Genomic DNA, 25,370 nt, shown 5'->3' on the forward strand with positions numbered 1-25,370 from the left:
ACTATTACCAAATGGAAAAACCCGTTATTTCATTTGAAAATTACAACGATGCTATCCTTCAGGTCAGCATTAAATCATTACCAAAGATCCTGCAAAAAGGACATCAATTCTTTATAGAAGCCAAAGACTTTTATCACCAAGAACCAGAAATCAAAGAAACTATTGACATCTATCTGAAGCAGTTGAACGCATATCTATCTGTTCAAGAAAACTTGATTAAGAATAATGCTTCTATTTCCTTTATCAGGACTTTTCTAGATATGCATAGCACCATTAAATCTAAAAATGAATTAAAGAGCTTCATTTATGCATTACAAAAAGCAGTATCTAAAAAAGAAATCACCAAAAATGATCCTTATGCTATGCACATAGATAAGTTACAACATAAATTGATCAAACAGCATAATGAAATGATCCTGCAGGAACAGGTAAAAATTATCATCAATCGCAAATGGCGATCTGAACTTAAAACTATTGTGAATCAAAACCCAACAGTGGGTTTATCAGGTATTGAGTATATGGTTTCTAAAGAGAATAAAAACATCCCTATTACCGATACCAAGAATAATATATTGTTTACGTCATTTGATCAACAGCCCTTGACCAGCACTACCCCTACGTTTCGATTACCTGGAGCAATGGGAGAACTGTTGGGAGATTTAGAAAAGTTTGAATTAGCTATCACCATTGAAGGTGATCAAGGAGGTGGTAAAACAAGATTTACATATCAACTAGCAGATGCATTTGCTGAAATGGGAAATAATGTTGCCATTTTCACTTTGGAGATCGGCGGTAAATCAGACTTGATCACCAGGATGAAAAATGAATACCTTAGTCCACAAAATAGAAATCGTATCTCTAGAGCAGACAGGCTTCCCAATGGATACAATACAATTACAAGTGCCGTTGGTACATTTGATGTTATTATTATCGATAGTTGGAATAAAACGGGATTACCTTCACAAGACTTTGACCGCTTACGAAAGCAGTATCCGGATACTATCTTTATTGTCATTTTTCAGCGTACCACTCAGAAAACTATTCGTGGAGGAACAGCACCTTTATACGATGCTGGGATCAATATTGAAGTAATCAAAGTAGATGATACCTTCCAGAATAATTATGCTGTTACTTCCAAGAATAGATATGGCATTACTGGAATCAAATACAATATTTCTACCAAACAAATTATCGGAGCTGCAGAGACTAATCCAGAATTAGAAGAACAACCTCAAAAAGCAATGGTATGACTTATTATCTCAATATTATAAAAACGATCTGGAGGCTACTGCCGATAGCGTTAGTTATTCTAGTAGTAATATTGTTTTTCCAATGGAAAAGAGAACGCCAAAAAATCTCGGATTTTAAGGAGATTCAGAGTGCCCAATTCCAGGAGATAGAAAAATGGAAAGATCAGGAGGGTAAAAGCAGAGCCCGAGCAGAAATAGCAGAAATCAATGCCAGAAATGCAAAATTGGTCATGAATGAAGAACTCCGGCAACTACTGAAAAAAGAAGTTGGAAACCTGAGACGTAACTTGATCAGTTACTCAGCGGTGAAATCATCTACTCAAGGCAAATTTAAAGCAAAAGGAAAAGACACAATGTATGTAGTCAATGAATTAAAATCATTGCCTGCAAAACAATTTGGAATCCATAATCCAGATCTGGATTTTGAAGGTATCTATGTCCCTGAACTGGATACTTTAATGGCTAATTATAAAATCATTCACAACTTTGATATTTATTACTATTACAAAAAGCCTGGTAAGTCTCCCTGGAATCTATTTCGAAGAAAAAGAGCAGTCGCTGAGATCAAATTTCATAACCACGGATCACAAGCGGATAGTTTGTTTACAATTGTTTTGGAGCGGAAAAAAGGATTGCTAAAAAGACTTTTTAACAAATAAAAATCTGTTTACAACTTTAATGATGGAATATTTCCTAATTTTATACTTTTAACTAGGAAATAATCCTAGTTATGAAAAAAGTTTTAGTCGCGGAAAATATCATTTTGGATAAAGAATTATTTGATACGTTTTACTCAGATGCGAAAAGAAAAGGTGTTTTAGTAATCTCTAACGAAAAAGGAAGAGCTGAGATGAGTATGGGCATTTTTATGCTTAATGGTATCCCTGATCTATCAAAAGATGATTATTATATAAAAAAAGTCCTCTTTGGTTTAATCCAAAAATACGGTCGCTTTCATTTTACTACCAAAAGATTTCAAGAGAAAATGTTGTTATACGAGTATGAACCAGAGACGAAGACTTGGAGGAGTTATAACACTTTTGAATATAGGCAATGACTAAATTTATTAATCCTCCTGACTGACTGCATAGTTATTTGATTTAGAAAAAACAAGTTTTTTTTTGGGGAAATAATAGTGTTTTAAATTTTTATTATTAACTTAGAGCAACGTAAAATTTACAGAAACCCTGTATCCAGATTCATTTTGGATATGGGGTGTTTTGTTTAAAAAGGGTTTAGGTAATATTAAAATATAGTTTTTATGTGGTACAATGACTTGCGTCCAAAAAAAGAATTAATCCCAAATAAATATAACCTTACGTTTTATGAAGAAAAATTATTATTAAGTAATGCTGATAAAAAGCGAACCATTACTAATTTACTAACTCTAAAATCTGGACTAAACAATAACGTTCCAAGTAAAAAAATAGATAATAACATTCTAATTGCTTCATGGAATATTAAAGAATTTGGACATTTAAAAGAACGACTTCCTGAATCATACTATTATATAGCTGAGATTATAAACTCGTTTGACTTAATAGCAATTCAAGAAATTAAAACTTCACTTTTTGATCTTGGTAAAATTATTAAAATATTAGGAGATCATTGGTCTTATATAATTACAGATATAACTGAGGGGAAAAATGGTAATAGAGAACGTTTTGGATTCATTTATGATACCCGAAGAATAAAGCATTCGGGATTATCGGGAGAATTAGTTGTATCTCCAGAAATGACAGATGATGATGAATTCAAACAATTAAAGCGAACACCTTCTATAACAGGATTCAAATGTGGATGGAAAAAATTTGCAGTTGTTGGTGTACACTTGCATCCAGGTAATAGTACAAATGATAAAATAATTCGAAAAAAAGAAATTGAGTTATTATTAGACCTTTATTCTGAGAAAAAAGCTAAGAAGCACTTATGGAGTGAGAATTTGATTATTCTAGGAGACACAAATTTATATAATGACAATGAAGATATTATTGAACTATTATTAGAGCAGGAATTCATAGAATGTGACGGTCTCAAAGGAAAACCCACAAATGCTAGTCTAACTGAAGCTTACGATAGGATTTTTCTAAGTGTTGATAAGTATTTCAAGTTAAAGAAAAATAATAATTTAGAAAGTGGAAGTGTCTTCAATCTTTATGATTACGTTTACACGGAAGAAATGGTTTCTTATTATCACAATAAGATGCTTTTGCATAAAGATGATCCGTCTACTTTGATAGATGATATAGCATTTTTGAAATATTATAATAGATACTGGAAGAGAAATCAGATGTCAGATCACCTACCTATCTGGATAGAAATATTAGAAGATTCTTCATCAGATTTTTTACATGATAAATTGTTATGACGTTCCTTTTCTTAACAATTCCAATTAAAGATTAAGAGATTTATTTAAAAGTAAAACCATGGATCAATCAGAAAAAGAATTAGAAAAACAAAAAAAACTTCTTGAAATTAAAGAACATCAAATTAAAAATAAAACTATTTGGTTGGCTATTTTAATTCCTTTGATAATATCACTAGTCTCAAATATTTTCAGTTATATTAATAATGAGGATTCTAACAAAAGAATTTTTACAAATAACCAAATTTCTGCTTTCCTAGAATCAGATGAGGAATACTATGAGGTTCGAAAGAAGATGAAGTTTTTAACAGACGCGGGTTTACTAGGAGAAGATTCAAAAGGAGAAATACTTGAATCCTTGGAAAAACATCTAACAAGTTATTCTGATCACTCCGAATATTTCTTACAGGGAGATATCCAATTTATGAGAGCACTCAAGTATCAGAATAATGATAGTCTTATTAAAAACAAGCATGTAAGAGATTCGGTTATCTATACGAATTATAAAAATGCTATTAAGAACTTCACAAAATCTATAGCCATAAATAAAAATGGATATACTACTTATAACCAATTAGGAACAGTTTACTATAACCTAGCATTATATTCTGAATATGACTATTTTTACGAAGATGCTATAAAATATTACGATTCAAGCTACGCTATTAAGCCCCGCGATAATCCTATTTTTTATAAAGCTCTATGTCTGTACCAACTCGGAGATTGCAAAAAGTTTAATAAATTATTGAAAAATAAAGAATTAAGAGAACTCTCTAAAAAAAGAAAAAGTTTGTTAAAACAGTATTCAGAATTTTGCATTAATTAATGGAAATCTTAATCAAATCGAGGTGATTTTAGTGATTATCTTTTTTATATCTTGATAATCTTGATTTTCCATTGACAACCACTTTTTCAAAAACATCTTGTGGATAGATGCAATAGTTTCAGAATTACTGATTCCTTGAGTAATTAAAGCAATTTTTGCATACTTCTCTTTAAATGAACTTGCAGACTCTATTTCATTCCTATATTCATCCAGCTTAGTACTTGAAGACGTAACAACACTAATAAGTTTGTTAGCCATATCGGAATCCCAAATAATTTCTTCAGGTATGTTTTTAGGTAGATAAAAAACATTTGCTAAATAATAATCTAAGTAAGACTTCAAAAGTTCGATTTGTTGTGATTTGTTTCCTCCCAATGAGCCACCATCTACCGAAAATTTAATATTTTCTCCTGTTTGATCTTTAATTTTTTTTGTAAAGTTGGTGATGGTTAGATCGCTAGATTTAAAGTCACGCCAATTATAATGTAACTGAGGTGGCTTTTGATCACCATCAAACAATATGTAATTTTTTGAATTAGGTTCCCTGCTATAAACGGTGGTAAACTCTTTTTTAATAACAGTTTCACCACCGGGATTAAACTTTACATCATATAAGCTTCTTGTCGCCTCACCCATTTTATCAAGTACTCCTTCAATAATATTCTGTGCAAGTATATCTTCAACTATAAGATTTTTTTTATTCTCCTGTGGATATTCAACATAAAAAAAAGCTTCTTTTGGAGACAAATTTTCTTTTACAAAAAATCTACCTGTGTTAGGATTTTGATAAAACACCTTTAATGCCTCATTAGGCATCCCTTTTGCTATTGATGGTGAATGAGTAGTTAAGACAATCTGATGCTTTTTCTTTATTATCTGTTGTAATAAAAAATCTCTTAGCCTTTTTTGTGCTCCAGGATGGAGAGAAACTTCCGGTTCATCTAACAAGATTAATGAATAATCAGGTGCAGACAACACTTCTGTAACTAATCTAAAAACGGCCATTTCTCCACTTCCAGCAAACGCCTCAGAATATTTAGCGTATGAAGTGTTAAAAAGAACTGAATACCCTTCATTCCTGAAAAGTTCATGGTATACGGAAACGCCCGAAGTATATTCTCGTCCTAAAATAAAAGAGATTGCTTTTAAAATGTCTTGAGAAAATACCTCAACCTCATCATTGAGTTGTCTTGTACTAGAATTAATGAATTTTTTCTTTTTTTCTAGAAGTTTTTTTAAAGAAGCCGATTTTGTCCTAATAAATTCTTGCTTATTTTTAGATTTTCTATCTTTTACATTACCAAAGTAAAAGAATTTATCAAAAGCACTCAGTTCAGCTCTGAAATCCAAATAAACTACTTTCTTTTTTATTGGTGAATCACGGTCATTCTTATTTTTTCGGGTCTTCATCCCTGCCCATTTTAAAGGTCTACTTGTCTCCCAATAATTAGGGTCGTTTTCTCTTCTAATCCTCGCTTTTAACACCTCTTTTTCAACACCATTATCATCAACAAATCCATACCAAAATGAATGTCTTTTTTTCTTGTTATTGTAATAGTCAACAGGATCTACTTTGGTATCAAACCAAAATTGATAAGGAGTATATCTGTCTGGAGCACCATAAAGCGCATGAAGACTAGAGCTTTTACCACATCCGTTTTGGCCGATAAAAATCGTTAAAGGAAAATCAAACGTTATTTTTGAGTCCAGTTCCATGTTTCTATAATACGGAAACTGTATAAAGTCAATATATGATTTGAATTTCCCAGAAAATTTTATCCTGGTAATAGTTGAAATTATGTTTTTTAGATTGTTATCCAAGTTTCATATTTGGTAAATCAATACCTATTGAGTTCCCATAGGCAAATGACTGATTAGCTATTCTTTGTGTGAAATTTTCTTTTGAAGTAGTTACATATTCTAAAATCATTGGTTTACAACAATAGTATGATTTTAAATTATTTAAATTATTCTCAGGAATAAATATAGAAAAGGGTTTGCATTCCCATTTTATAGCCCAAACAGAGCTTTTTGGCTTAATAAGCGAAAAATAATTCGTCTCAATATCCTTTGCTGCAGATGATTTTGTATACTCCTTTACATTTTCACTTTTTATAAAATAAAAGTTGTTGTTTACCTTTGTTGGATCCACACAAACACATGATGGGGTAATACAAATCATGTATTCATCTTCATCTGATTGATTTTCTTGATCGCCAGAGTAATTTACTTTGAAAATATCCCCAAAACCTATTTTGGGGGAATTCAGAAGTCTACTTTCTCTATTTACTGTCGAAAGCTTATAGCCCAGTTCACCTATTTCAGCTTTTATTTCATGTCCTTTAAGATCTTTATAGTTTCTTGTTTCTACATAGCTACTAATAGTATTAAAAATAGTAGGTGGATTGTTAAAATTATAAGATTCTACCTCATTCATCCAACATTTAAGTAGAAAATCAAAAAATTCATTTTCTGGATTTGATGATCTTTTTTGGTAATTCTGCAAATGATGAAAAAAAGCTTTCTCATTTAGTGAAGAAATTGAATTGCCAATTTTTGACAAGTCATCTCTTAGCTTATCTTTCATTTCAATACTAAGAAGTGTTAAAAAATTATGTGGATCCTTGGATATTAAATCGCTAAACGATTTAAATACCTCTTCTGGCTTAACTCCATCACCGTTGTCTGTATTTTTTGAAAAAATGGTGACTATTGAATCATTAATTTTCATTCCTAAATCAGAAGAGTCGATACGCTTAAAGAAAGATGTAATATTGTTTCTAGTCTCAAGGGATAAATAAAGAAGAAGTTCAATTCCTTCATTAAGTTCAATAGAGAAAGTTTCTTTAAGAGATCCCTTTAATTTTGTCAACACCTTACTTTGTTTATTAGTAATGGTATTAAATTTTTCGTTTATACTTCTCGCTATTCTACCTTTGGTTTCGTCTCTAAATTTTTCTGCATTTTGATTCCAAAATTCAAAAAATAGATTGTTATTTTCATTAAGCCAATCAATTATTTCTTCTTCATCCGGTTCTTCCTCAAAACAGCCTTCAAAACTTGATTTGAAGTTCTTACTAAATTCATTTCTTTTTGTTTCAATATCTTTATTCAGAAAAGGATTAAATTGCTCAATTAATTGGACAATTATAGACTTAAAATCTTCATTTGGTAAGTGAGTATATATTATTATAAATGGAACACTAGTATATTCGTTAGATTCGATCGCTTGTTTCAATATTTCAATAGTAGATTCAAAATTACCTTTTCCTTCTAACTCCCAGTCTATTACAAGAAGATCTTTATTGTTAAGCATATAATCAGGGCGCCAACTTTCTTCAATATTTTTAAAATTATAAATATCAATATCACAAGAACCATGTTCTCTAAAAGAATTGTAAAGTTTTTCGGGAATATCTTTAAATAATTGTATTTTCCGGTTATCCCTTTCAGACAATTCTTGATTTCTTTCTATTATTCCTTTCTCTGTCATATATGGTTGTTCAAACATATCATCAAGACAAACTGCAGATCTAATAGATCGTTTTATTACCTCATTTGCAATGGATTCAAAAGTCATTTTAGTAGGTTATTTAGATTTTTTAATAATAAAACAAGCTCCGTTAAGTTTATTCTTGGTGGGGTCGTTAGAAGCAAATATCTCGTAACCTATCGATTGTAAATTCTTTTTAGCTAAATATAATCCGATACCTCTACCATCCCTTTTTCTGGTAAAGAAAATAGTAAAGACATCTTCCAGGTGAGAATCATCTATAGGTTCACCTGAATTCATAATTCTAATTTCCTGATCTTCTAGTTCTATTCTTATTTTACGATCTTCAACTGGAATCAACCAATAATTTGCGTTACTGATTATATTCAAAAAAACCGGTTTTACTATGGAATCATAAGAGAAGAAGTCGTACTCTCTAAATGCATCATTTACTGAGAAATCAATTCTATATCTTTTAAAATCATTTTTAAAGAAATCTTTGATGTATTTTTCTATTTGATGTCCGTAAATTACTTCTCTTACTCTTCTACTAGTCCTATATAGAGGTTTTAATAACTTGTAATTACCTTCCATATGTTGGAAAGCATTTTTAAGCTGTTTGAAACTGAAATCTATTTCCTTATTCTTTCGAGCAAATTGATCTATTTCATTAATAGCGTCATTCATTTGAGAATACATGACATTAAATTGATGATCAATAATCTCAATGGACATACCTAATTGAGCAAGTTCTTCATAATCTTGTATTCTTTTCTCTAATTCTATATTTTGCTTTTCGTACCAACTCCTCAAAAAGTCATCATCAACATCAATCTGTAGATTAGAAACATGGGTTATAAAACCTCCAAAAGATTCCTGAATTGTAATTTTCTGCTCCTCAATAATTGATTCCAGATTCTTTATTTTCGCGGTAATGTCTTCTTTTGTATCTGAAGTATTAAGTTTAAGAGGTTCAGATTGTATTTTAAAAAGATCAATTTGTACATCTTTTTCCTCTCCCAAAGACTTATATATTCTATCAAAACCCTCACTAGAAACAGATTGAAAATTAGAAAATTGCTTTCCTAAAAATTTTATATGAGATCGGAATTTGTCATTAAATTCCAGTTTTAGATTTTCTGTATTTATACGTTCTCTTGTTTTCTCTACAATCTTAACACAGGATCGAACTCGATCCTCAGTAGCGCGATACGATTTTTGGTAAGAATGATATTCTTTTTCTTGCCTTTGGGTAACTGATACATTCTGAGGTTTTTGAAGTTTTAATGATCTTAGTTCATTCTTTTTCTCTTCTAACACACTAATCAACCCATTGTAACTGTTATAATTGATCTCTATTGCTTCTGATTCTTTGGTAATTTTGCCTTCCAATTCATCAATCTCTTTTAGGAGTTCAGGAATTTTTGTTGTGTTTTCTTTTAAGTCTTCAAGAAATGCCTTTTTTGTTTTTTTGTTTTTCTTTTTAGCTGCGTTGGATTGTTTTTTGTATTTCGATTGAATTTCAGATAGTTGTTCTTCTCGATAAGTAGAATATTCCTCGTTCTTAGAATCAACTCTCATATAGCGTTTAGCTACATCTATAAAGAATTCAATTAGATCATCTCTAAACTCCCTATAGGCTTTATTCTGAATAAATCCTTCTCGACCTGCTTTATCTCTTAAAGTGGGGTTTTTTTCTCTAGAGAGGTCAATATATCCCATAAACCTTCTATGGCTAAAGAAATAATATCCTGCACCTAAGCTTCTTCTCTTTTCAAATTCTAAAAAATCTGCTTCTGTTCTACCATAAGGTAAAACGCGAAAATCATCTCTATAAATATACAAACCACCAAAGGTTTCAAGTTTTTCATCAATAATTCTGTATTGTTCATTATTAAGCTGTGAACTTGAAATATTACCTTCAACAGATCCCCATTCAATAGCAAAAGGGCCATAAGTTGTTTTACCTGGAGGGCGGTTAGGGCGAAACGTATATTTTTCTCTTTTATTAAACACCTTGATCTCTCCCGAGAAAAAACCATTTTCATCAAACTCACCTTTTAACCAGTGGTCTGCATTTCTCATTTCTTTCTGAGTAAAGAAATCATCAATCAAGTCGTATTTACCGCTAGCATCATAAATTAAGAAATGGGTTTCAAAATCTTTATCTGGATCCTTTAAATCATTATGTAACCCACTAAGAGAAGCTCTTAAATATGTAAGAGAACTATCTCCCTTTAATTCTATTCTATCTTTATCAGAAAGCTCTAATATCTGATCATGAGGAGTTAAAGTTATAAAAGTGGTACAATGATAATTTACATCACAAAATTTGGAAATTAGTTCTTCTTCTATAAAATCAGGCAAATCAAAAGAATTCCAATCTCTTATAATATCTTCTCTATATTCTTTCTGATCTTCCCATTTTTCTTTTTTGAGATTTCCTTGAAAGGTTTTTTTAGCTTTTGATAATTCAGAATTGAATTCTTTTATCGTGTCAAAAGAAAATAATGGAATGTTTAAATCCTCTAAGAAGAAATCATAATTATCCAAAATCCGCCAATCCATTATCATAGCATTAGCTTTTTCACCTTCCTTTTTGGACAACATTAGCATCTGGCTTCCTAAATAGGATACAGATAAACGACCAATTCCTTTTTCTCCCATGGGAGTTCTCTCCTTTAAACCGAAATGAGGCTGGATTCTTTGCCCCCTAGCTTTAGAGTCAGTTCCAAGTACAAACCATCTGTTTAAAATATCAGATTCAGACATACCAAACCCGTCATCTGAAAGTAAAAAAATAGGTCTTTGATTATCCTTGTAAGAATCTAGAAAAAGCTTACAAGTTAAGTTTTTAGCATAAGCATCATAACCGTTCTTCCATAATTCAGTAATTGCCGTTGGTAAATCTGCTATTTGGCCTTTTCCAAGTAGTTCTACAGCACGTGCTTTTGCTTTGAATGTTGCCATTTATCCCATTGATTTTTTATTGATAATCCTATCTTTTCGGCTAATTTAGGGGGTACTGCATTTCCAATCATAGTAGCAATTGCTCCTTGATTAGACGAATAGAAATGGTAGTCCAGCGGAAACGACTGTAATGTCGCTCCTTCTCTTAAAGAGAGTCCTCTATCCTGTTCGGGGTGTGAATATCTTCCTGTACTTGTATATATAAAACGTGTAGTTATAGTTGGTGAAGGTTTGCTCCAAAACAATCTCCCATAAACATCATAATGACCTTTGTGGGTTTTATAGCATTCTAATTGCAATTCTTTATCATTTTCCCAAGCTTTACGCGTCCCTCCATTTTTAGGTATTTTCTTAACTCTTTTAAGGTTTAAATCAGAAAGCTTTGCAACGGAATGTTGTAATTTTGAACTATCCTTATACCCATCTTGGATAGGGGGAAACTTATTGTAATCCCCTATTACTTCCTGTACAGTTATTATTTTGCTTTTCTCCTTTTGTTCTTCTGGAAGTTTAATTTCATCAATAACTCTGGACGCGATAAGTACATATCGTCTTCTATTTTGAGGAACATCAAAATATTTGGCATTCCGAACACCGTCATCGAAAGTATACCCTTCTTTTTTCAAAGTTTTTTTGAATCTATCTATCGGACTTCCATCTTTCGTTCCTAATCCAGGAACATTTTCAATAAAAACAAAACCAGGTTTATATAATAAAACAAATTCCTTAAAGTCGTCTAACAATAACCTCCCAGCTTCCGATTTTGTTTTGTCTGATTTCAAATTAGAATAATACTGACAAGGACTACAACCTACAAATATAAGATTGTCATCATTTTCTTGTATTGGGAGTAATTCCTTTAACCTTTCTGGATGCAAACTTAATTCAGAAACATCTTCATTTATAAAAGTTGTCTTATTATTTTCCTCATAGGTTTTTTTAAACTTTGGATCGATGTCAATTCCTCCGAGTACTTTAATACCAATTTTAGAAAAACCACAAGTGACTCCACCCGCTCCACAGAAGAAATCTACTGCTTTTAATACGTTTCCTGAAAGTGTATTACTGTCTTTTGAATTCAAATAACTTGTTTTTTTAAGGAAAACTATTTAATAAAAATAGAATTAGGGGAAATTTAATATTATTTACGAAATATTTAAAATCAATTTGGGGTATAGTTTTGCAAACTTTATTAACATTTACAAAAAACACAAGTTCGGTTTTATGAATACCGAAGACACAAACAAACTTGAAACCTATATGTTTTTCAATAAATAACTATTATTTAATAACTTGAAAAATTAAAAAATTAAAATTAGTCTTACTATCAAAATAGTATCAAGACATTGAATAAATGTTGAAACTATGTTGAAACCAGCAGAGAATTAAACAGTTTCAAAACAAAATAGGAAACGTCTAAAAACAAAGAAACCCTTTGAAAATCAAAGGGTTTGCTTATGTACTCGGGACGGGACTTGAACCCGTACGTCCTAATGGACATTGGATTTTAAGTCCAACGTGTCTACCAATTCCACCACCCGAGCGTGGTATATTTCCTCAGAGCGAAAGACGAGATTTGAACTCGCGACCCTCACCTTGGCAAGGTGATGCTCTACCCCTGAGCTACTTTCGCAGTAATTTTATGAACTTCGCAATGTGTTATTGCGGATGCAAATTTAAAACATTTCTAGTAATACCAAAGTCTTTTCTAAAAAAAGAATAAAAAACTTTACACTGTAGAAGCTTTCTTCCTGGTTAACATACGTTTAATCTCATTTAATTTCATCAAAGCTTCTACCGGAGTAAGCGTATCTATGTCAATATTTACGATTTCATCCTTAATTTCTTCTAATAAAGGGTCGTCCAGATTAAAAAAACTTAATTGTAATTCATCTTCTTCTTCTTGGATTCCCTTTATTTTATCAGTTAATTCTTCACTGCTATGAGATTTCTCTAATTTCTTAAGCATCTTATTAGCTCTATGAAGCACTTGCTGAGGCATTCCTGCCATCTTAGCCACATGAATACCAAAACTATGCTCACTTCCTCCAGGAACTAATTTCCGCAGAAAAAGCACATTATCTTTCAATTCTTTTACCGCTACATTGTAGTTTTTGATTCGATCAAAAGTCTCACACATTTCATTAAGCTCATGATAATGTGTCGCAAATAACGTTTTCGGTCTTGCCGGATGTTCATGGAGAAACTCACTAATGGCCCAAGCAATAGAAATTCCATCATAAGTACTGGTTCCACGACCTATTTCATCAAGTAACACCAAGCTTCTATCCGATATATTATTTAGAATGTTTGCTGTTTCATTCATCTCTACCATAAAAGTAGACTCTCCCATAGAGATATTATCGCTCGCTCCTACTCTAGTAAATATCTTATCTACAGCTCCTATCTTCGCTTCATCTGCAGGAACAAAACTTCCCATTTGTGCTAATAAAACAATTAACGCTGTTTGTCTTAATATGGCCGACTTACCACTCATATTAGGACCTGTAATCATAATCATCTGCTGATCTTCTCTATTCAAAGAAACATCATTCGCAATATATTGTTCCCCTGGAGGTAATTGTTTCTCAATTACTGGATGACGTCCATTTTTAATTTCCAGATGATGAGAATCATCAATAATAGGACGTGTGTATTTATTTTCTTTGGCTAACTGAGTAAATGAGCACAAACAATCTAGTTGACCAATTAAAGTAGCGTTTAGCTGTACTGGTTTGATATATTCACTCATCCATACAATCAGATCACTAAACAATTGTTGTTCTAATGATAGAATTTTTTCTTCGGCTCCAAGAATTTTAGCTTCATATTCTTTTAATTCTTCAGTTATATATCTTTCAGCATTAACCAGTGTCTGCTTGCGGATCCAAGTTTCAGGAACTTTATCTTTGTGAGTATTCCTTACTTCAATATAATACCCAAAAACATTATTAGAAGCTATTTTTAGAGAAGTAATCCCTGTAGCTTCCGTTTCACGTTCCAGCATTTTATCCAGATAATCTTTACCAGAGAATGCTATAGACCGCAACTCATCTAACTCCTCCAGATATCCATCTGCTATAGTATTTCCTTTTAGAATATTTACGGGAGCCTCTTCATTAAGCGTTTCTTTAATTTTATTTCGTAACAATTCACAATCGTGAAGTGTATCTCCGATTACTTTTAATGCTTCATTATCGCTATTAGCTGCTTGCGCCTTAATCGGCACTATAGCTTCCAGGGAATTTTTTAATTGAATGATTTCTCTAGGATTTACCTTTCCAGTAGCTACTTTAGAAATCAAACGTTCTATATCCCCGATCTGCTTAATTTGATGTTGAATCTTCTGATGTAACACCCCATTATCCAAAAAGTATTGTACTACTTCATGGCGTTTTTGGATACTTGCAATATTTTTAAGCGGTAATGCCAACCATCGTTTTAAGGTACGACCTCCCATCGGAGAAATTGTTTTATCAATTACATCTATTAGCGTTACGGCATTAGCAGCATTAGGATTATACAACTCCAAATTACGAATTGTAAAACGATCCATCCATATATATTCATCCTCTGCAATACGTTGTATCGTAGTTATATGCTGCAATTTATGATGTTGTGTCTCTCCTAAATAATGAAGAATTACACCTGCGGCAATAACACCTTCCTGCAAGTGATCTACTCCGAATCCTTTTAAAGAAGTAGTTTCAAAATGAGTATTTAGCGTCTCATTTGCATAATCTGTTTTAAAGACCCAATCTTCTAAGAAAAATGTATGAAAATCATTGCCGAAATCATTCTGAAAGTTTTGCTTTTTTGGTTTAGGAATTAAAACCTCACTTGGATTAAAATTACGTAGCAACTTATCCATCTGTGCCACATCTCCTTGTGCCGTTAAGAATTCTCCGGTAGAAACATCCAAAAATGCAACTCCTAATTCTTTTTTACCGTAATGTAAAGCACATAAAAAATTATTGGTTTTACTCTGTAAAACCTCATCATTTAGTGCAACTCCTGGAGTTACTAACTCTGTTACTCCTCTTTTGACAATAGTTTTGGTCTGCTTGGGGTCTTCTAACTGATCACATATGGCAACTCGTTCTCCAGCCTTTACTAATTTAGGCAAATATGTATTTAAAGAATGGTGCGGAAATCCAGCTAAAGCAGTTTCGTTTTCACTACCATTACCTCTTTTAGTCTGCACAATATTAAGAATTGCTGCTGCTTTAATAGCGTCTTCGCCAAAAGTCTCATAAAAATCCCCTACTCTAAACAGCAACAATGCGTCAGGATATTTAGCCTTAATCGCATTGTATTGCTTCATTAATGGGGTTACTTTTTTTTCTTTTTTTGCTGCCAAAAGGATATGATTTTTCTAATTTGGCTAAAGTAGGTATTCTCCATTTTTTTTTGAAACCTAGTTAAAAGGAGTTATTCATTTTTATTCACAATTTTTCCAAACTATCTAACGAGAACATTATCAGATTTATACCTTTCTTCCTTTTTATTGATTCTACTCTGTAAAAAACATATGATTTAGTAAAATTCAACGTTTATAAAAAAAATGACTTTTTATTAATATCCTTTTAGACAGCGTTTATGAAAGTTGACAAATCTCAATAAATTGTTTGATAAATATCTAAAGTTAAACAATAATAAGTCCTTAATTTTAAAATCTGTAAACTCATAAACCTACTCAAAATCATGAAAACAAGTAAGAAATCATTGTTTCTACTAATACTTCTGTTTATAACAACTATAGGAAGTCTTATAGCAAACACAGACAAATATCGTCTGACTTGGAGAACAGATCCATCAACCACAATGGTTATAGGATGGAATCAGATCAGTGGCAATTCTCCTGTAGTTTATTATGGAATCGAAGATTTTGGAACTAATTATAATTCTTATCCAAATAACAAAACTGTCGACAGAACAGTTTCTAGAAAAGGTATGGATAATAACTTTGCAAGATTAACAGGATTACAACCGGATACCGCATATTATTTTGTAATTAAAGATAGTGAAGGTGTCTCTGATCGATTTTGGTTTAAAACTGCTCCAAATGATCCTAATACCAGATTATCTATTGTTGCAGGAGGTGATTCTAGAAATAATAGAACTCCAAGACAAAATGCTAATAAGCTAGTTTCTAAACTGAGGCCACATGCGGTGTTATTTGGAGGTGATATGACAGATGACTCTACAAACTCACAATGGCAAAACTGGTTTAATGACTGGCAATTAACTATTGGATCTGATGGTAGAATGATTCCTGTGGTAGCCGCTAGAGGAAATCATGAAGACTCTAATAACGTTAGAGATTTATTTGATATCCCTACAGATGCTGGAGGGGAATACTATGCATTAAGTTTTGGAGGTAATTTAATAAGGACTTATACACTTAACACGGAAGTGACTCCTGGAGGCACCCAAGGCAATTGGTTACAGAATGATCTAACTGCAAATGCAGCAAATCACTTCTGGGCAGTAGCTCAATATCATAGAGCTACCCGACCTCATCAATCCGGAAAATCAGAGCAGAATGATCAATATGAAGCTTGGTCTAAACCATTTTATGACCACGCCGTGCAGTTAGTAATGGAAAGTGATTCCCACGTAGTCAAACGTACCTGGCCAATCAAACCTTCTACAGGAAATGGTAGCGATGAAGGTTTCATTAGAGCAGATACAGATCCCAATAGTGCTATCTATGTAGGAGAAGGATGCTGGGGAGCTCCTACCAGAAGCGCCAATGATTCGAAAGATTGGACAAAGGCTTCTGGTTCTTTTAATCAATTTAAATGGTTATGGATAGATAAGGAAAAGATCGAACTAAGAACTATAAAAGTGGATAACGCTGATGAAGTTGGACTGTTAAATGATACTAATTTATTTACACTCCCTTCTAATATTGATCTATGGAATCCAAATGGAGGAACAGTAGTAAACATTGAGAATCCACACACTGGAAACGTATTAAGTACAGAAGATGTTAATGTAACTTCCAATTTCAGCATATATCCTAATCCTATAATATCAGGATTACTGACTATTAACAACACTAATTATTCAGAAACAGAAAATAATAGTGCCGTTATTAGAGATATTCTAGGTAAGGTTATTGAGAAAATTGATTTCACCTCTAAAATCACTAAATACAATACTGATCATTTAAGATCTGGTGTATACTTTATGAATGTCACTACAGAAAAAGGAAACAAAAGCTACAGATTTATAAAGGGGTAGCACTTTCTTATTACTTTACTTTTAGCAACTTTTGGGATCCTAAAAAGGTGGTCCGAAATTATGTGTTAGAAAGTTATACCTTTGACCCATTATTTAATAAAATCATCAATTAATAAAATTGCTACCGCAAAATAATGGCTCGTAAACTAAAGAACAGTGAACTTGATCGTAAAACCATAACAGAGTTCAAAACGGCTAAAAAAACACCTTTGATTATTATTCTAGATAACATCAGAAGTCTTAATAACATTGGATCTGTTTTTAGAACCGCTGATGCATTTTTGATCGAAAAAATATACCTCTGTGGGATTACCGCTACTCCACCGCATAAAGATATTCAGAAAACCGCGTTGGGAGCTACTGATACTGTGGATTGGGAGTATACAGAAAATACAATAGATCTGGTTACCAAACTCCAATCCGAAAACATCAAAATCCTATCTATTGAGCAAGCAGAAAACGCTACAATGCTAAATACTTTTAGCCCAGAACCTAATCAAACCTATGCTATTATTTTTGGAAATGAAGTCAAAGGAGTTCAACAGGAAGTAGTTTCTGCAAGTGATCAAGTTATTGAAATTCCTCAATATGGAAGCAAGCACTCCTTAAATATCTCTGTAAGTACTGGAATTGTAATTTGGGATCTGTTTTCGAAATTATAAAAAATCTTAAACAAATTAGCTTACTAACAAAAAGGGGCTCTACAAATTTCTATTTAACTTTTAACTTCAACCAAAAGTAGGTTGCTATTCATCCATCTGAAATCATTTTTGATATTCAAAAAAAGAAAAAATGGCTATCAACGAAAAGCAAAATTTACAATATTAGAATTATCTTGATTTGCATTAACTATTAGGCTGATCAGTATCAAATTACCCTTTGACAAAATCATAACGTAAATGATATTTAGAAACTGATTTTGGAAACGTTAACCTAAACTCTTAATCTACTAATGAAACCTAAAAATCCATTAAAAATAAACAAAACCTAGCAAGATTTGTATCAATTTTGTTAACTGCTTGAATTTTCTTTCGAGTAGTTTTACACTTCACACTAAAAAGTCTCAAATCAATTTTTCTTAACAGAAAAATATTGAAGATTTAATTTCCATTCGTAAAATAATAATTCATTTTTATCTATTTTTAATAATACTCAACTAATTTATATAAGGCATCAATGAATAATTCAGAAACAATCAATCCAAGGCTTATTTCTATTTTAAAAATATCCGCTTTTTTGATTTTTTTAGGAAGAGCTTATCAGCATATAGTATGGGATGCCCCTTATCGTACATTTTTATGGGATGAATCTATGTTACAAGGTATTATAGAAAACATTTTCAATACTTCCTGGAATGAATATGTAACAAGTGGTGCGGTTGACAATGGAATAAACACAATGACAAAAGTCATAGGCGTATTATATTTAGCATGTGCCATTGTTGCTCTAATCATTAAACCAAATATGAAAAAAGTAGGTAAACTTTTTTTATTGGGCGGTAGTTTTGGACTCTTTATACTAGCTGTTCTGTATTGCAAACAAAAATTTCTTCACGTAGGGCAATTTTTTGAATATATGATTCAATTTATGTCACCCGTTCTATTGTATTTAGCATTGTTTACAACCGTCGAGTTTAAAAAAATCCGTTTAATAGCACTAATAGCTATCGCATTCACCTTTAGTTGTCATGGTCTCTATGCAATAGGGTATTATCCAAGACCAGGTAATTTCATCGACATGACTTTAAACACCTTACCTATCAGTGAACCTAGTGCTCATATGCTATTAAAAATTGCTGGTATTCTAGATTTTGTGGTTGCAATTGCCATTTTTATCCCAAAGATTTCTTATCCTGCTTTGGTCTATGCTTTTATATGGGGAGGACTCACTGCCTTAGCTCGTTTGGTAGGACATTTTCATATTGAGTTTTTAGGAAACTCATTTAATCAATGGACTTGGGAAGTTTTAATACGTTTACCACATGCATTGATCCCTTTATTTGTCATAGTAGCAGATCGACCAGAAATTTCTTTCTTTAAAAATAAATTACTTAATATTAAACAACACACAGAAACCGTATCATAATTATTTACAGTACCTATAAATTAAATTGTAAGATTTGTTTTGTAAGTTTAAGGCTAACTAACTCAATTACTATTCTTATAATGAAATACATCTCTGCAATACTGGTCATTTGTCTAACTTTAATAAGTTGTAACGAAAAAACAACAGAAGCTAAAAAAGAAGCATCTATGACAGAAGATCAACTGATCGCAAAAGCAAAAAAAATACATAAAAACGTTATTACACTAGACACACATTGCGATATTAATATTAAAAACTTTACAGATTCTATTAATTACACACAAGATCTAAACTCTCAGATTACCTTACCAAAAATGAATAAAGGTGGATTAGATGTTGCTTGGTTTATTGTGTATACAGGACAAGATTCACTGAACACCGAAGGGTTTGACAAAGCTCATAAGATTGCTATGTCTAAATTTGATGCAATTCACAGATTAGTAGACACCATTGCTCCGAACCAGATTGAATTAGCGTTAACTTCTGAAGATGTACGTAGAATTCATAAATCCGGTAAAAAGGTAGCGATGATTGGGATTGAAAACGGCTATCCAGTGGGAACCGATATCAATAATGTAAAAAAGTTTTATGATTTAGGAGGAAGATATATGTCATTATCTCATAACGGGCATAGCCAACTCTGTGATTCTAATACAGGTGAAGCGGATGATGTATGGCTACATAATGGATTAAGTGATCTAGGAAAAGAAGTAGTGGCCGAAATGAATAAATGGGGTATGATGATCGACGTATCTCATCCATCTAAGGAATCCATGCGTCAGATGATCGAGCTTTCTAAAGCGCCTATTATTGCTTCACACTCTTCCGCAAGAACGTTATGTGATCATAGTAGAAATCTAGATGACGAACAATTACAATGGTTAAAAGAAAATGGAGGTGTCGTGCAAACAGTCGCTTTTACTTCTTACTTAAATACTGAAAAATTCGAAAAGAGAGTTGTAAAAGAAGTAGAAATAGGAAAACAAATTGCGGATTCTATGGGTATTACTTGGTTAGAACGAGAAGAAGTTATGAAACTTAGTTCTGAAGAAAAAGAAACCTACTATGATTTTTTAGGAAAAATGGCCGCGATAAGACGGGCAAAGGTCAAAAAAATGACCGACTTACCTCCTGCTGTTGATGTGGTGGACTTTGTAAATCACATTGACTATATGGTTGAAAAGATTGGCATTAAACACGTTGGTATTAGTTCTGATTTTGATGGTGGTGGCGGAATCGAAGGCTGGAGTGATGCTTCAGAAACCTTCAATGTTACCTTAGAATTAGTAAAACGTGGATATACTGAAGAACAAATAGAAAAACTTTGGAGCGGTAATTTACTTCGTGTTTTGGATGAAGTTCAAAAAGTTGCTAATGAGCTTCAGAAAGGATAGATTATTTGGTCAACTGACTCAATATCCAAATATAATCTGCTCTGTTTAAAATAAAATCTTTTTCAGATATATCAATAACCTTTACATTAAAGTGTGCTTGTGATTTAATGAATTGCAAGTACCCTTTGTTAATCTTATTCAGATATTCTGCAGGGATTTTCTGTTCATAGTCTCGACCTCGTTTTTTTATGTTTTCTAACAACCGCTCTGTATTTTGATACAAATACACGTACAAACCTGGCTTTGGTAAATCCCTGTACATTATATCAAAAACCTTTTTGTACAGTTTATATTCATCTTCTTGCAATGTTACCTGAGCAAAAATCAATGATTTAAACACATCATAATCACTTACCACAAAATCTTTAAATAGATCCAATTGACCAATATCATCCTGTAATCGTTGATAACGATCTGCCAAAAATGACATTTCTAGCGGAAAAGCATATCGTTCCATATCTTCATAGAACTTGGGTAAAAAAGGATTATCTGCAAAACGTTCTAACACCAACTTAGCATTAAACTCTTCTGCTATCAGACGTGCTAGACTTGTTTTACCAGCTCCAATATTACCCTCAATAGTAAGGTATTGAAAAGTCGATAAGGAATATTTCGCCTTAGGACCTAGCATCACTTCAGACAGCTTAGTCACCACGGATACATCTGCAGTTTTCTCTAATAACTGATGTACAGTTTGATTTAATATTGGGTGCACTAATTCTGCTGCGATTTCTTCAAGAGGTTTCAAAACAAAAATTCGATCTTGCATAGATGGATGAGGAACAATCAAGTTCTCGGTTTCTATGATTCCTTCTGAAGAAAAAACAATATCCAGATCGATCGTTCTTGCTTCATATCCTTCCCCATCTTTTCTACTTCTTCCTAAAGAATTTTCTATTTCCAAAAGCTTATCCAATACTTCTGAAGTAGAATAAAACGTCTTCACAAGAATACAAGCGTTATAAAAATCATCACTACTAAATCCCCAAGCCGGTGTTTGATAAACACTAGAAACACTTACTACATTTCCGACAGTTTCATAAATTGCTTCTAAAGCTTGCTGAAGATAATCCAGTCGATTGCCTATATTACTTCCTAACGAAATATGTATATGATTTGATGTTTTCAAATGAGGATATTTATATTCTGATCAGAACTCCGTATTTTTAAGAACAAATTAAGGAAAACAAAACCACTTCACCTTATTTTTGGGCGAAGTATTATGAACTAATTATATTTTGAATAAAACTTCCCTAAATCTTAAAGATAAAATAACGGCATACAGGATTTACTTGATACTTGGAGCTTTATTTATTTCCTCTCTTGTAGCATCAAATCTTATTTTCCAGAAATTTTTTTACTGGGATTTTTTTGGAGTGTATACTTTCGAAATTTCTGTTGGAATTTTGCCATATCCAATTACTTTTTTAATCACGGATATTATTAGTGAAATCTATGGAAAAAGAAAAGCCAATCAAATTGTTACTGCTGGTATTTTCGCATCATTCTTTTCTTTACTAATTATATACGTTTCTAAAGAAGTTCCTGCCACGAGCTGGTCTCCTATTAATGATGAAATATTTACCAAAGTTTTTGGTGCAACTGTGGTAGCGGTTTTTGCCTCCATGATGGCGTATCTTTTTGCACAGTATATCGACATTCAGATTTTTCATTTTTGGAAAAGAATAACGAAAGGGAAACACTTATGGATCAGAAACAACTTTTCTACTTTTGCTTCTCAGTTTATAGATACTTTTACCGTATTATTATTGTTATGCGCTACTGGAGTTATTGATTGGGATCGTTTTGGAGTATTATTACTCAATGGGTTTTTATTCAAAGTATTGGTTGCGGCTTTTGACACTCCGCTGCTGTATATAGCTGTTTATTTCTTAAGAAAAAGGTTTGGACTAAAACAGGGAGGTGAATTAGCTCTTGAAATTTAAAAAAATCTAACAAATAGTTAACTCAAAAATAGCAACATCGTACCTTTGTAATGCGTTACTTTACATAAAAGCATTAAAATGATCAAAAAAGCCCTTAAAATCTTCGGAATTCTTGTTGCTCTATTAATTATAGTAATCATTTCGATACCGCTCTTATTTGGAGGAACAATAAAAGACAAAATACGGTATTTAGCTAATGAGCATGTAAATGCTAAAGTTGATTTTGCCGATGTAGATATTAGCTTGATTAGGAGTTTCCCAAAGGCGTCTGTTATCATTGATGAACTTTCGATCATTAATTTTGCTCCTTTTGAAGGTGATACGTTAGCTTATGCTAAAAAGATATCGCTAGATATGTCTATAAACGAATTATTTAAAGATGCTGAAGAACCTATCAGTATTCAAAAATTTATCATAGACGAAGCAAACATTGGAATTAAGACTGACTCAATAGGGAATTCTAATTTTGACATTGCTAAAGCATCAGAACAAACAGAAGTAGCGACTAAAGAAGAAAGTGGTTCTTTTACCTTCGAACTAGATCATTATGAAATAAATAATAGTAAGCTTTTATACCAGAATGATATCAGCAAGATCGCTTTACTTATGACTAATGTAAATCATAGCGGTGATGGATCTTTATCCGGAGAAAATATAGTATTAGACACAGCATCCAGCTCTGAAGTTTCTTTTAGTTTAGACAACACCAAATACCTCAATAAAAATTCACTGAAACTTGAAGCCGAATTAGAATTAGACCTCGAAAATCAGCGATACACATTCAAAGAAAATAAGGCTTTTATAAATCAACTTCCTCTAGAATTTGAGGGATTCGTACAGCTTTTTGAAAAATACACAGATGTAGATCTTAGTTTTAAAACCCCTTCATCGGATTTTAAAAATTTCTTAGCCGTTATACCTGAAGTATATGCCAAAAATCTAGATGGGGTTCAAACCACTGGAGATTTCTCTGTAAATGGAATCATCAAGGGAAAAACTGATGATGTATATATCCCAAAAATGGATATTAAAATTGCATCGCATAATGCTTCTTTTAAATACCCTGATTTACCAAAAAGTGTTCAGAATATTAACATAGATACGCAAATCAAAAACGACACTGGTTTAGCCGATGACATGTATATAAACATCGGAAATCTTGCTTTCAGAATAGATCAGGATACCTTTGCAGCCAAAGGTAGTTTACGAAATATAACGACAAATATGATCGTAGATATGGCAGTAAACGGAACCCTGAATCTTGCTAATTTAGATAAAGCATATCCTTTAGAATTAGAGCAACAACTCAATGGAATACTTAAAGCAAATGTAAACACCAATTTTGATATGCAATCTTTAGAAAAAGAAGAATATCAAAACGTAAAAAGTGCTGGAACAATTAGTTTGGATAAATTCACATACGCTTCACCAGAATTACCTAGTGAGATAAATATTGAAAGAGCCAATGTGAATTTTAAGCCAAATACCATTACCTTAGATAAAATGGAAGTTACCACGGGTAAATCAGATCTTTCAGCTCAGGGAACTATAAATAACTTAATGGGATTTCTATTTTCAAAACAAGATCTCAAAGGAACCTTTGATGTTAGTTCTGAAGTTTTTGCGGTAAATGATTTTATGGTAGCTGAAAATGAAACAGTAGAAGAGCAAACTGAAGAAAAAGCAACAAACGACCCGCTCAAAATCCCTTCTTTTATAGATGCAACCTTAAATTTTGATGCAAAAAAAGTAATTTATGATAATCTAGAATTACGAAACACCAAGGGAAGTGTAAAAATAAATGATGAAACAGCTTATTTACAAAATGTAACATCCAATCTTTTTGATGGAGGACTTGCCTTTAATGGTAAAGTATCTACAAAATCAGAAACCCCTAATTTTGGTATGAATCTAGACTTAAGTAAAATTGATATTGTCAAATCTTTTTCGAGTCTAGAGTTACTACAAGGATTAGCTCCTATTGCTAAAGCCTTAACAGGTGCATTGACTACACAAATCAACTTAAATGGCAATCTAAAAAATGACCTTACGCCAGTTTTAAATTCTGTAAAAGGGGATGCTTTGGCAGAAATATTAAATGCTCAGATAAGTACAGCCCAAACACCATTACTATCTAAATTGGATAGCAAGCTAAATTTTTTAGACCTCGATAAACTTAATCTAAAAGATCTTAAAACATCGCTCACCTTTGATGATGGTAAAATTAACGTAAAGCCATTTGATTTTGATATTAAAGGAATCAAGATAACCGCAGGAGGTAGTCATGGTTTTGACATGAATATGGATTACAATGTTTCATTAGATGTACCTGCAAGATACTTGGGCAGTGATGCAAGCGGATTGATTTCTAAACTTAGCGATCAAGAAGCAAACGAAATGAAAGTTGCATTACCAATTGGCATATCAGGGAATTTTTCTAACCCGAAAATAGATCTCAACACCAAACAAGCGGTTACTCAACTCACGCAACAAATCATCGATAAGCAAAAAGAAAAAGCGAAAGATAAAATAGTGGGAGAAGGCACTAAAGTTCTTACTGATTTATTAGGAGGTTCTAAAAAAGATAAAGACTCTACTAAGACAACTTCGGATAAGCCTGAAGACAAATTAAAAGACGTTGCCAAAGATATTTTTGGAGGTTTTCTTGGCAAGAAAAAGAAAAAAGACACTACAAAAACCAAAAACTAAACAGATTTACATAGCGTAGACCAGCTAGTCTTTGTCATTTTACAAGTTGAAATGGTAGATTTCTACACTTTGTCTAAAAATTC

The 25,370-nt window shown here is 32.2% G+C and carries 17 protein-coding genes and 2 tRNA genes; 11 read left to right on the plus strand and 8 right to left on the minus strand.

The features are described from left to right. The first annotated feature begins 11 nt into the window (after nucleotides 1-11). The 5 genes from D1818_RS11090 (at nucleotide 12) to D1818_RS11110 (ending at nucleotide 4,441) form a co-directional block, all read left to right on the plus strand. Nucleotides 12-1,250, plus strand: a complete 1,239-nt coding sequence (locus D1818_RS11090) for an antirestriction protein (RefSeq protein WP_118458956.1) — start codon at nucleotides 12-14, stop codon at nucleotides 1,248-1,250. Beyond that, nucleotides 1,247-1,909, plus strand: a complete 663-nt coding sequence (locus tag D1818_RS11095; RefSeq protein WP_118458958.1) for a hypothetical protein — start codon at nucleotides 1,247-1,249, stop codon at nucleotides 1,907-1,909. The genes D1818_RS11090 and D1818_RS11095 overlap by 4 nt, the downstream gene beginning before the upstream one ends. A gap of 71 nt (nucleotides 1,910-1,980) precedes the next feature. After that, entirely contained in the window at nucleotides 1,981-2,307 is a 327-nt protein-coding gene (locus D1818_RS11100) for a hypothetical protein (protein ID WP_118458960.1), read from the plus strand. A gap of 204 nt (nucleotides 2,308-2,511) precedes the next feature. Further along, on the plus strand, nucleotides 2,512-3,618 hold the full coding sequence (locus D1818_RS11105) for an endonuclease/exonuclease/phosphatase family protein (RefSeq protein WP_118458962.1): 1,107 nt from the start codon (nucleotides 2,512-2,514) through the stop codon (nucleotides 3,616-3,618). A 58-nt stretch (nucleotides 3,619-3,676) separates the two neighbouring features. Beyond that, complete coding sequence (locus D1818_RS11110) at nucleotides 3,677-4,441, plus strand: hypothetical protein (protein WP_118458964.1); 765 nt, start codon at nucleotides 3,677-3,679, stop codon at nucleotides 4,439-4,441. Between the two features lie 12 nt (nucleotides 4,442-4,453). On the opposite strand, the gene D1818_RS11115 is transcribed toward D1818_RS11110, so the two are convergent. From D1818_RS11115 to mutS, 7 genes are all read right to left on the minus strand, one after another. After that, entirely contained in the window at nucleotides 4,454-6,157 is a 1,704-nt protein-coding gene (locus D1818_RS11115; RefSeq protein ID WP_118458966.1) for an ATP-dependent endonuclease, read from the minus strand. A gap of 97 nt (nucleotides 6,158-6,254) precedes the next feature. After that, a complete protein-coding gene (locus tag D1818_RS11120) occupies nucleotides 6,255-8,021 on the minus strand; it encodes a response regulator receiver domain (RefSeq protein ID WP_118458968.1) in 1,767 nt (588 codons plus the stop codon). Nucleotides 8,022-8,030: 9 nt separating this feature from the next. Continuing rightward, nucleotides 8,031-10,904, minus strand: coding sequence for an ATP-binding protein (locus D1818_RS11125; RefSeq protein ID WP_118458970.1), 2,874 nt, complete (start codon nucleotides 10,902-10,904; stop codon nucleotides 8,031-8,033). Beyond that, the gene (locus tag D1818_RS11130; RefSeq protein WP_118458972.1) at nucleotides 10,871-11,986 is read right to left on the minus strand and encodes a DNA cytosine methyltransferase; all 1,116 of its coding nucleotides are present in this window, start codon (nucleotides 11,984-11,986) and stop codon (nucleotides 10,871-10,873) included. Before D1818_RS11130 ends, D1818_RS11125 begins: the two co-directional genes overlap by 34 nt. Before the next feature lie 378 nt (nucleotides 11,987-12,364). Further along, nucleotides 12,365-12,448 (minus strand) — tRNA-Leu (locus D1818_RS11135). Nucleotides 12,449-12,465: 17 nt separating this feature from the next. Beyond that, nucleotides 12,466-12,537 (minus strand) — tRNA-Gly (locus tag D1818_RS11140). 96 nt (nucleotides 12,538-12,633) lie between these two features. Continuing rightward, on the minus strand, nucleotides 12,634-15,228 hold the full coding sequence (mutS, locus tag D1818_RS11145; protein ID WP_118463666.1) for a DNA mismatch repair protein MutS: 2,595 nt from the start codon (nucleotides 15,226-15,228) through the stop codon (nucleotides 12,634-12,636). 380 nt (nucleotides 15,229-15,608) lie between these two features. On the opposite strand from mutS, the gene D1818_RS11150 reads away from it, so the two are divergent. The 4 genes from D1818_RS11150 (at nucleotide 15,609) to D1818_RS11165 (ending at nucleotide 20,632) form a co-directional block, all read left to right on the plus strand. Beyond that, the gene (locus D1818_RS11150; RefSeq protein WP_118458974.1) at nucleotides 15,609-17,153 is read left to right on the plus strand and encodes a fibronectin type III domain-containing protein; all 1,545 of its coding nucleotides are present in this window, start codon (nucleotides 15,609-15,611) and stop codon (nucleotides 17,151-17,153) included. Between the two features lie 134 nt (nucleotides 17,154-17,287). Next, nucleotides 17,288-17,815 (plus strand): RNA methyltransferase, encoded by a 528-nt coding sequence (locus D1818_RS11155; protein WP_118458977.1) that lies wholly within the window; start codon nucleotides 17,288-17,290, stop codon nucleotides 17,813-17,815. Nucleotides 17,816-18,329: 514 nt separating this feature from the next. Beyond that, on the plus strand, nucleotides 18,330-19,238 hold the full coding sequence (locus D1818_RS11160) for a hypothetical protein (protein WP_118458979.1): 909 nt from the start codon (nucleotides 18,330-18,332) through the stop codon (nucleotides 19,236-19,238). Nucleotides 19,239-19,318: 80 nt separating this feature from the next. Next, on the plus strand, nucleotides 19,319-20,632 hold the full coding sequence (locus D1818_RS11165) for a dipeptidase (RefSeq protein ID WP_118458981.1): 1,314 nt from the start codon (nucleotides 19,319-19,321) through the stop codon (nucleotides 20,630-20,632). A 1-nt stretch (nucleotide 20,633) separates the two neighbouring features. Here the strand turns inward: D1818_RS11165 and folK are convergent, their stop codons facing one another. Continuing rightward, nucleotides 20,634-21,761 (minus strand): 2-amino-4-hydroxy-6-hydroxymethyldihydropteridine diphosphokinase, encoded by a 1,128-nt coding sequence (folK, locus tag D1818_RS11170; RefSeq protein WP_118458983.1) that lies wholly within the window; start codon nucleotides 21,759-21,761, stop codon nucleotides 20,634-20,636. A gap of 109 nt (nucleotides 21,762-21,870) precedes the next feature. Between folK and D1818_RS11175 the strand changes: the two genes are divergently transcribed. Further along, complete coding sequence (locus D1818_RS11175; RefSeq protein ID WP_118458985.1) at nucleotides 21,871-22,578, plus strand: queuosine precursor transporter; 708 nt, start codon at nucleotides 21,871-21,873, stop codon at nucleotides 22,576-22,578. Nucleotides 22,579-22,656: 78 nt separating this feature from the next. Then, nucleotides 22,657-25,287, plus strand: coding sequence for an AsmA family protein (locus D1818_RS11180; protein ID WP_233558560.1), 2,631 nt, complete (start codon nucleotides 22,657-22,659; stop codon nucleotides 25,285-25,287). Nucleotides 25,288-25,370: the final 83 nt, after the last annotated feature.

Origin of the sequence: Aquimarina sp. BL5 (genome assembly GCF_003443675.1) — a bacterium.
GTDB lineage: Bacteria > Bacteroidota > Bacteroidia > Flavobacteriales > Flavobacteriaceae > Aquimarina.

Coding starts and splice junctions, on each gene's coding strand:
- D1818_RS11090 (WP_118458956.1), top strand. CDS start 12: ATGGAAAAACCCGTTATTTCATTTGAAAATTACAACGATGCTATCCTT.
- D1818_RS11095 (WP_118458958.1), top strand. CDS start 1,247: ATGACTTATTATCTCAATATTATAAAAACGATCTGGAGGCTACTGCCG.
- D1818_RS11100 (WP_118458960.1), top strand. CDS start 1,981: ATGAAAAAAGTTTTAGTCGCGGAAAATATCATTTTGGATAAAGAATTA.
- D1818_RS11105 (WP_118458962.1), top strand. CDS start 2,512: ATGTGGTACAATGACTTGCGTCCAAAAAAAGAATTAATCCCAAATAAA.
- D1818_RS11110 (WP_118458964.1), top strand. CDS start 3,677: ATGGATCAATCAGAAAAAGAATTAGAAAAACAAAAAAAACTTCTTGAA.
- D1818_RS11115 (WP_118458966.1), bottom strand. CDS start 6,157: ATGGAACTGGACTCAAAAATAACGTTTGATTTTCCTTTAACGATTTTT.
- D1818_RS11120 (WP_118458968.1), bottom strand. CDS start 8,021: ATGACTTTTGAATCCATTGCAAATGAGGTAATAAAACGATCTATTAGA.
- D1818_RS11125 (WP_118458970.1), bottom strand. CDS start 10,904: ATGGCAACATTCAAAGCAAAAGCACGTGCTGTAGAACTACTTGGAAAA.
- mutS (WP_118463666.1), bottom strand. CDS start 15,228: ATGAAGCAATACAATGCGATTAAGGCTAAATATCCTGACGCATTGTTG.
- D1818_RS11150 (WP_118458974.1), top strand. CDS start 15,609: ATGAAAACAAGTAAGAAATCATTGTTTCTACTAATACTTCTGTTTATA.
- D1818_RS11155 (WP_118458977.1), top strand. CDS start 17,288: ATGGCTCGTAAACTAAAGAACAGTGAACTTGATCGTAAAACCATAACA.
- D1818_RS11160 (WP_118458979.1), top strand. CDS start 18,330: ATGAATAATTCAGAAACAATCAATCCAAGGCTTATTTCTATTTTAAAA.
- D1818_RS11165 (WP_118458981.1), top strand. CDS start 19,319: ATGAAATACATCTCTGCAATACTGGTCATTTGTCTAACTTTAATAAGT.
- D1818_RS11180 (WP_233558560.1), top strand. CDS start 22,657: ATGATCAAAAAAGCCCTTAAAATCTTCGGAATTCTTGTTGCTCTATTA.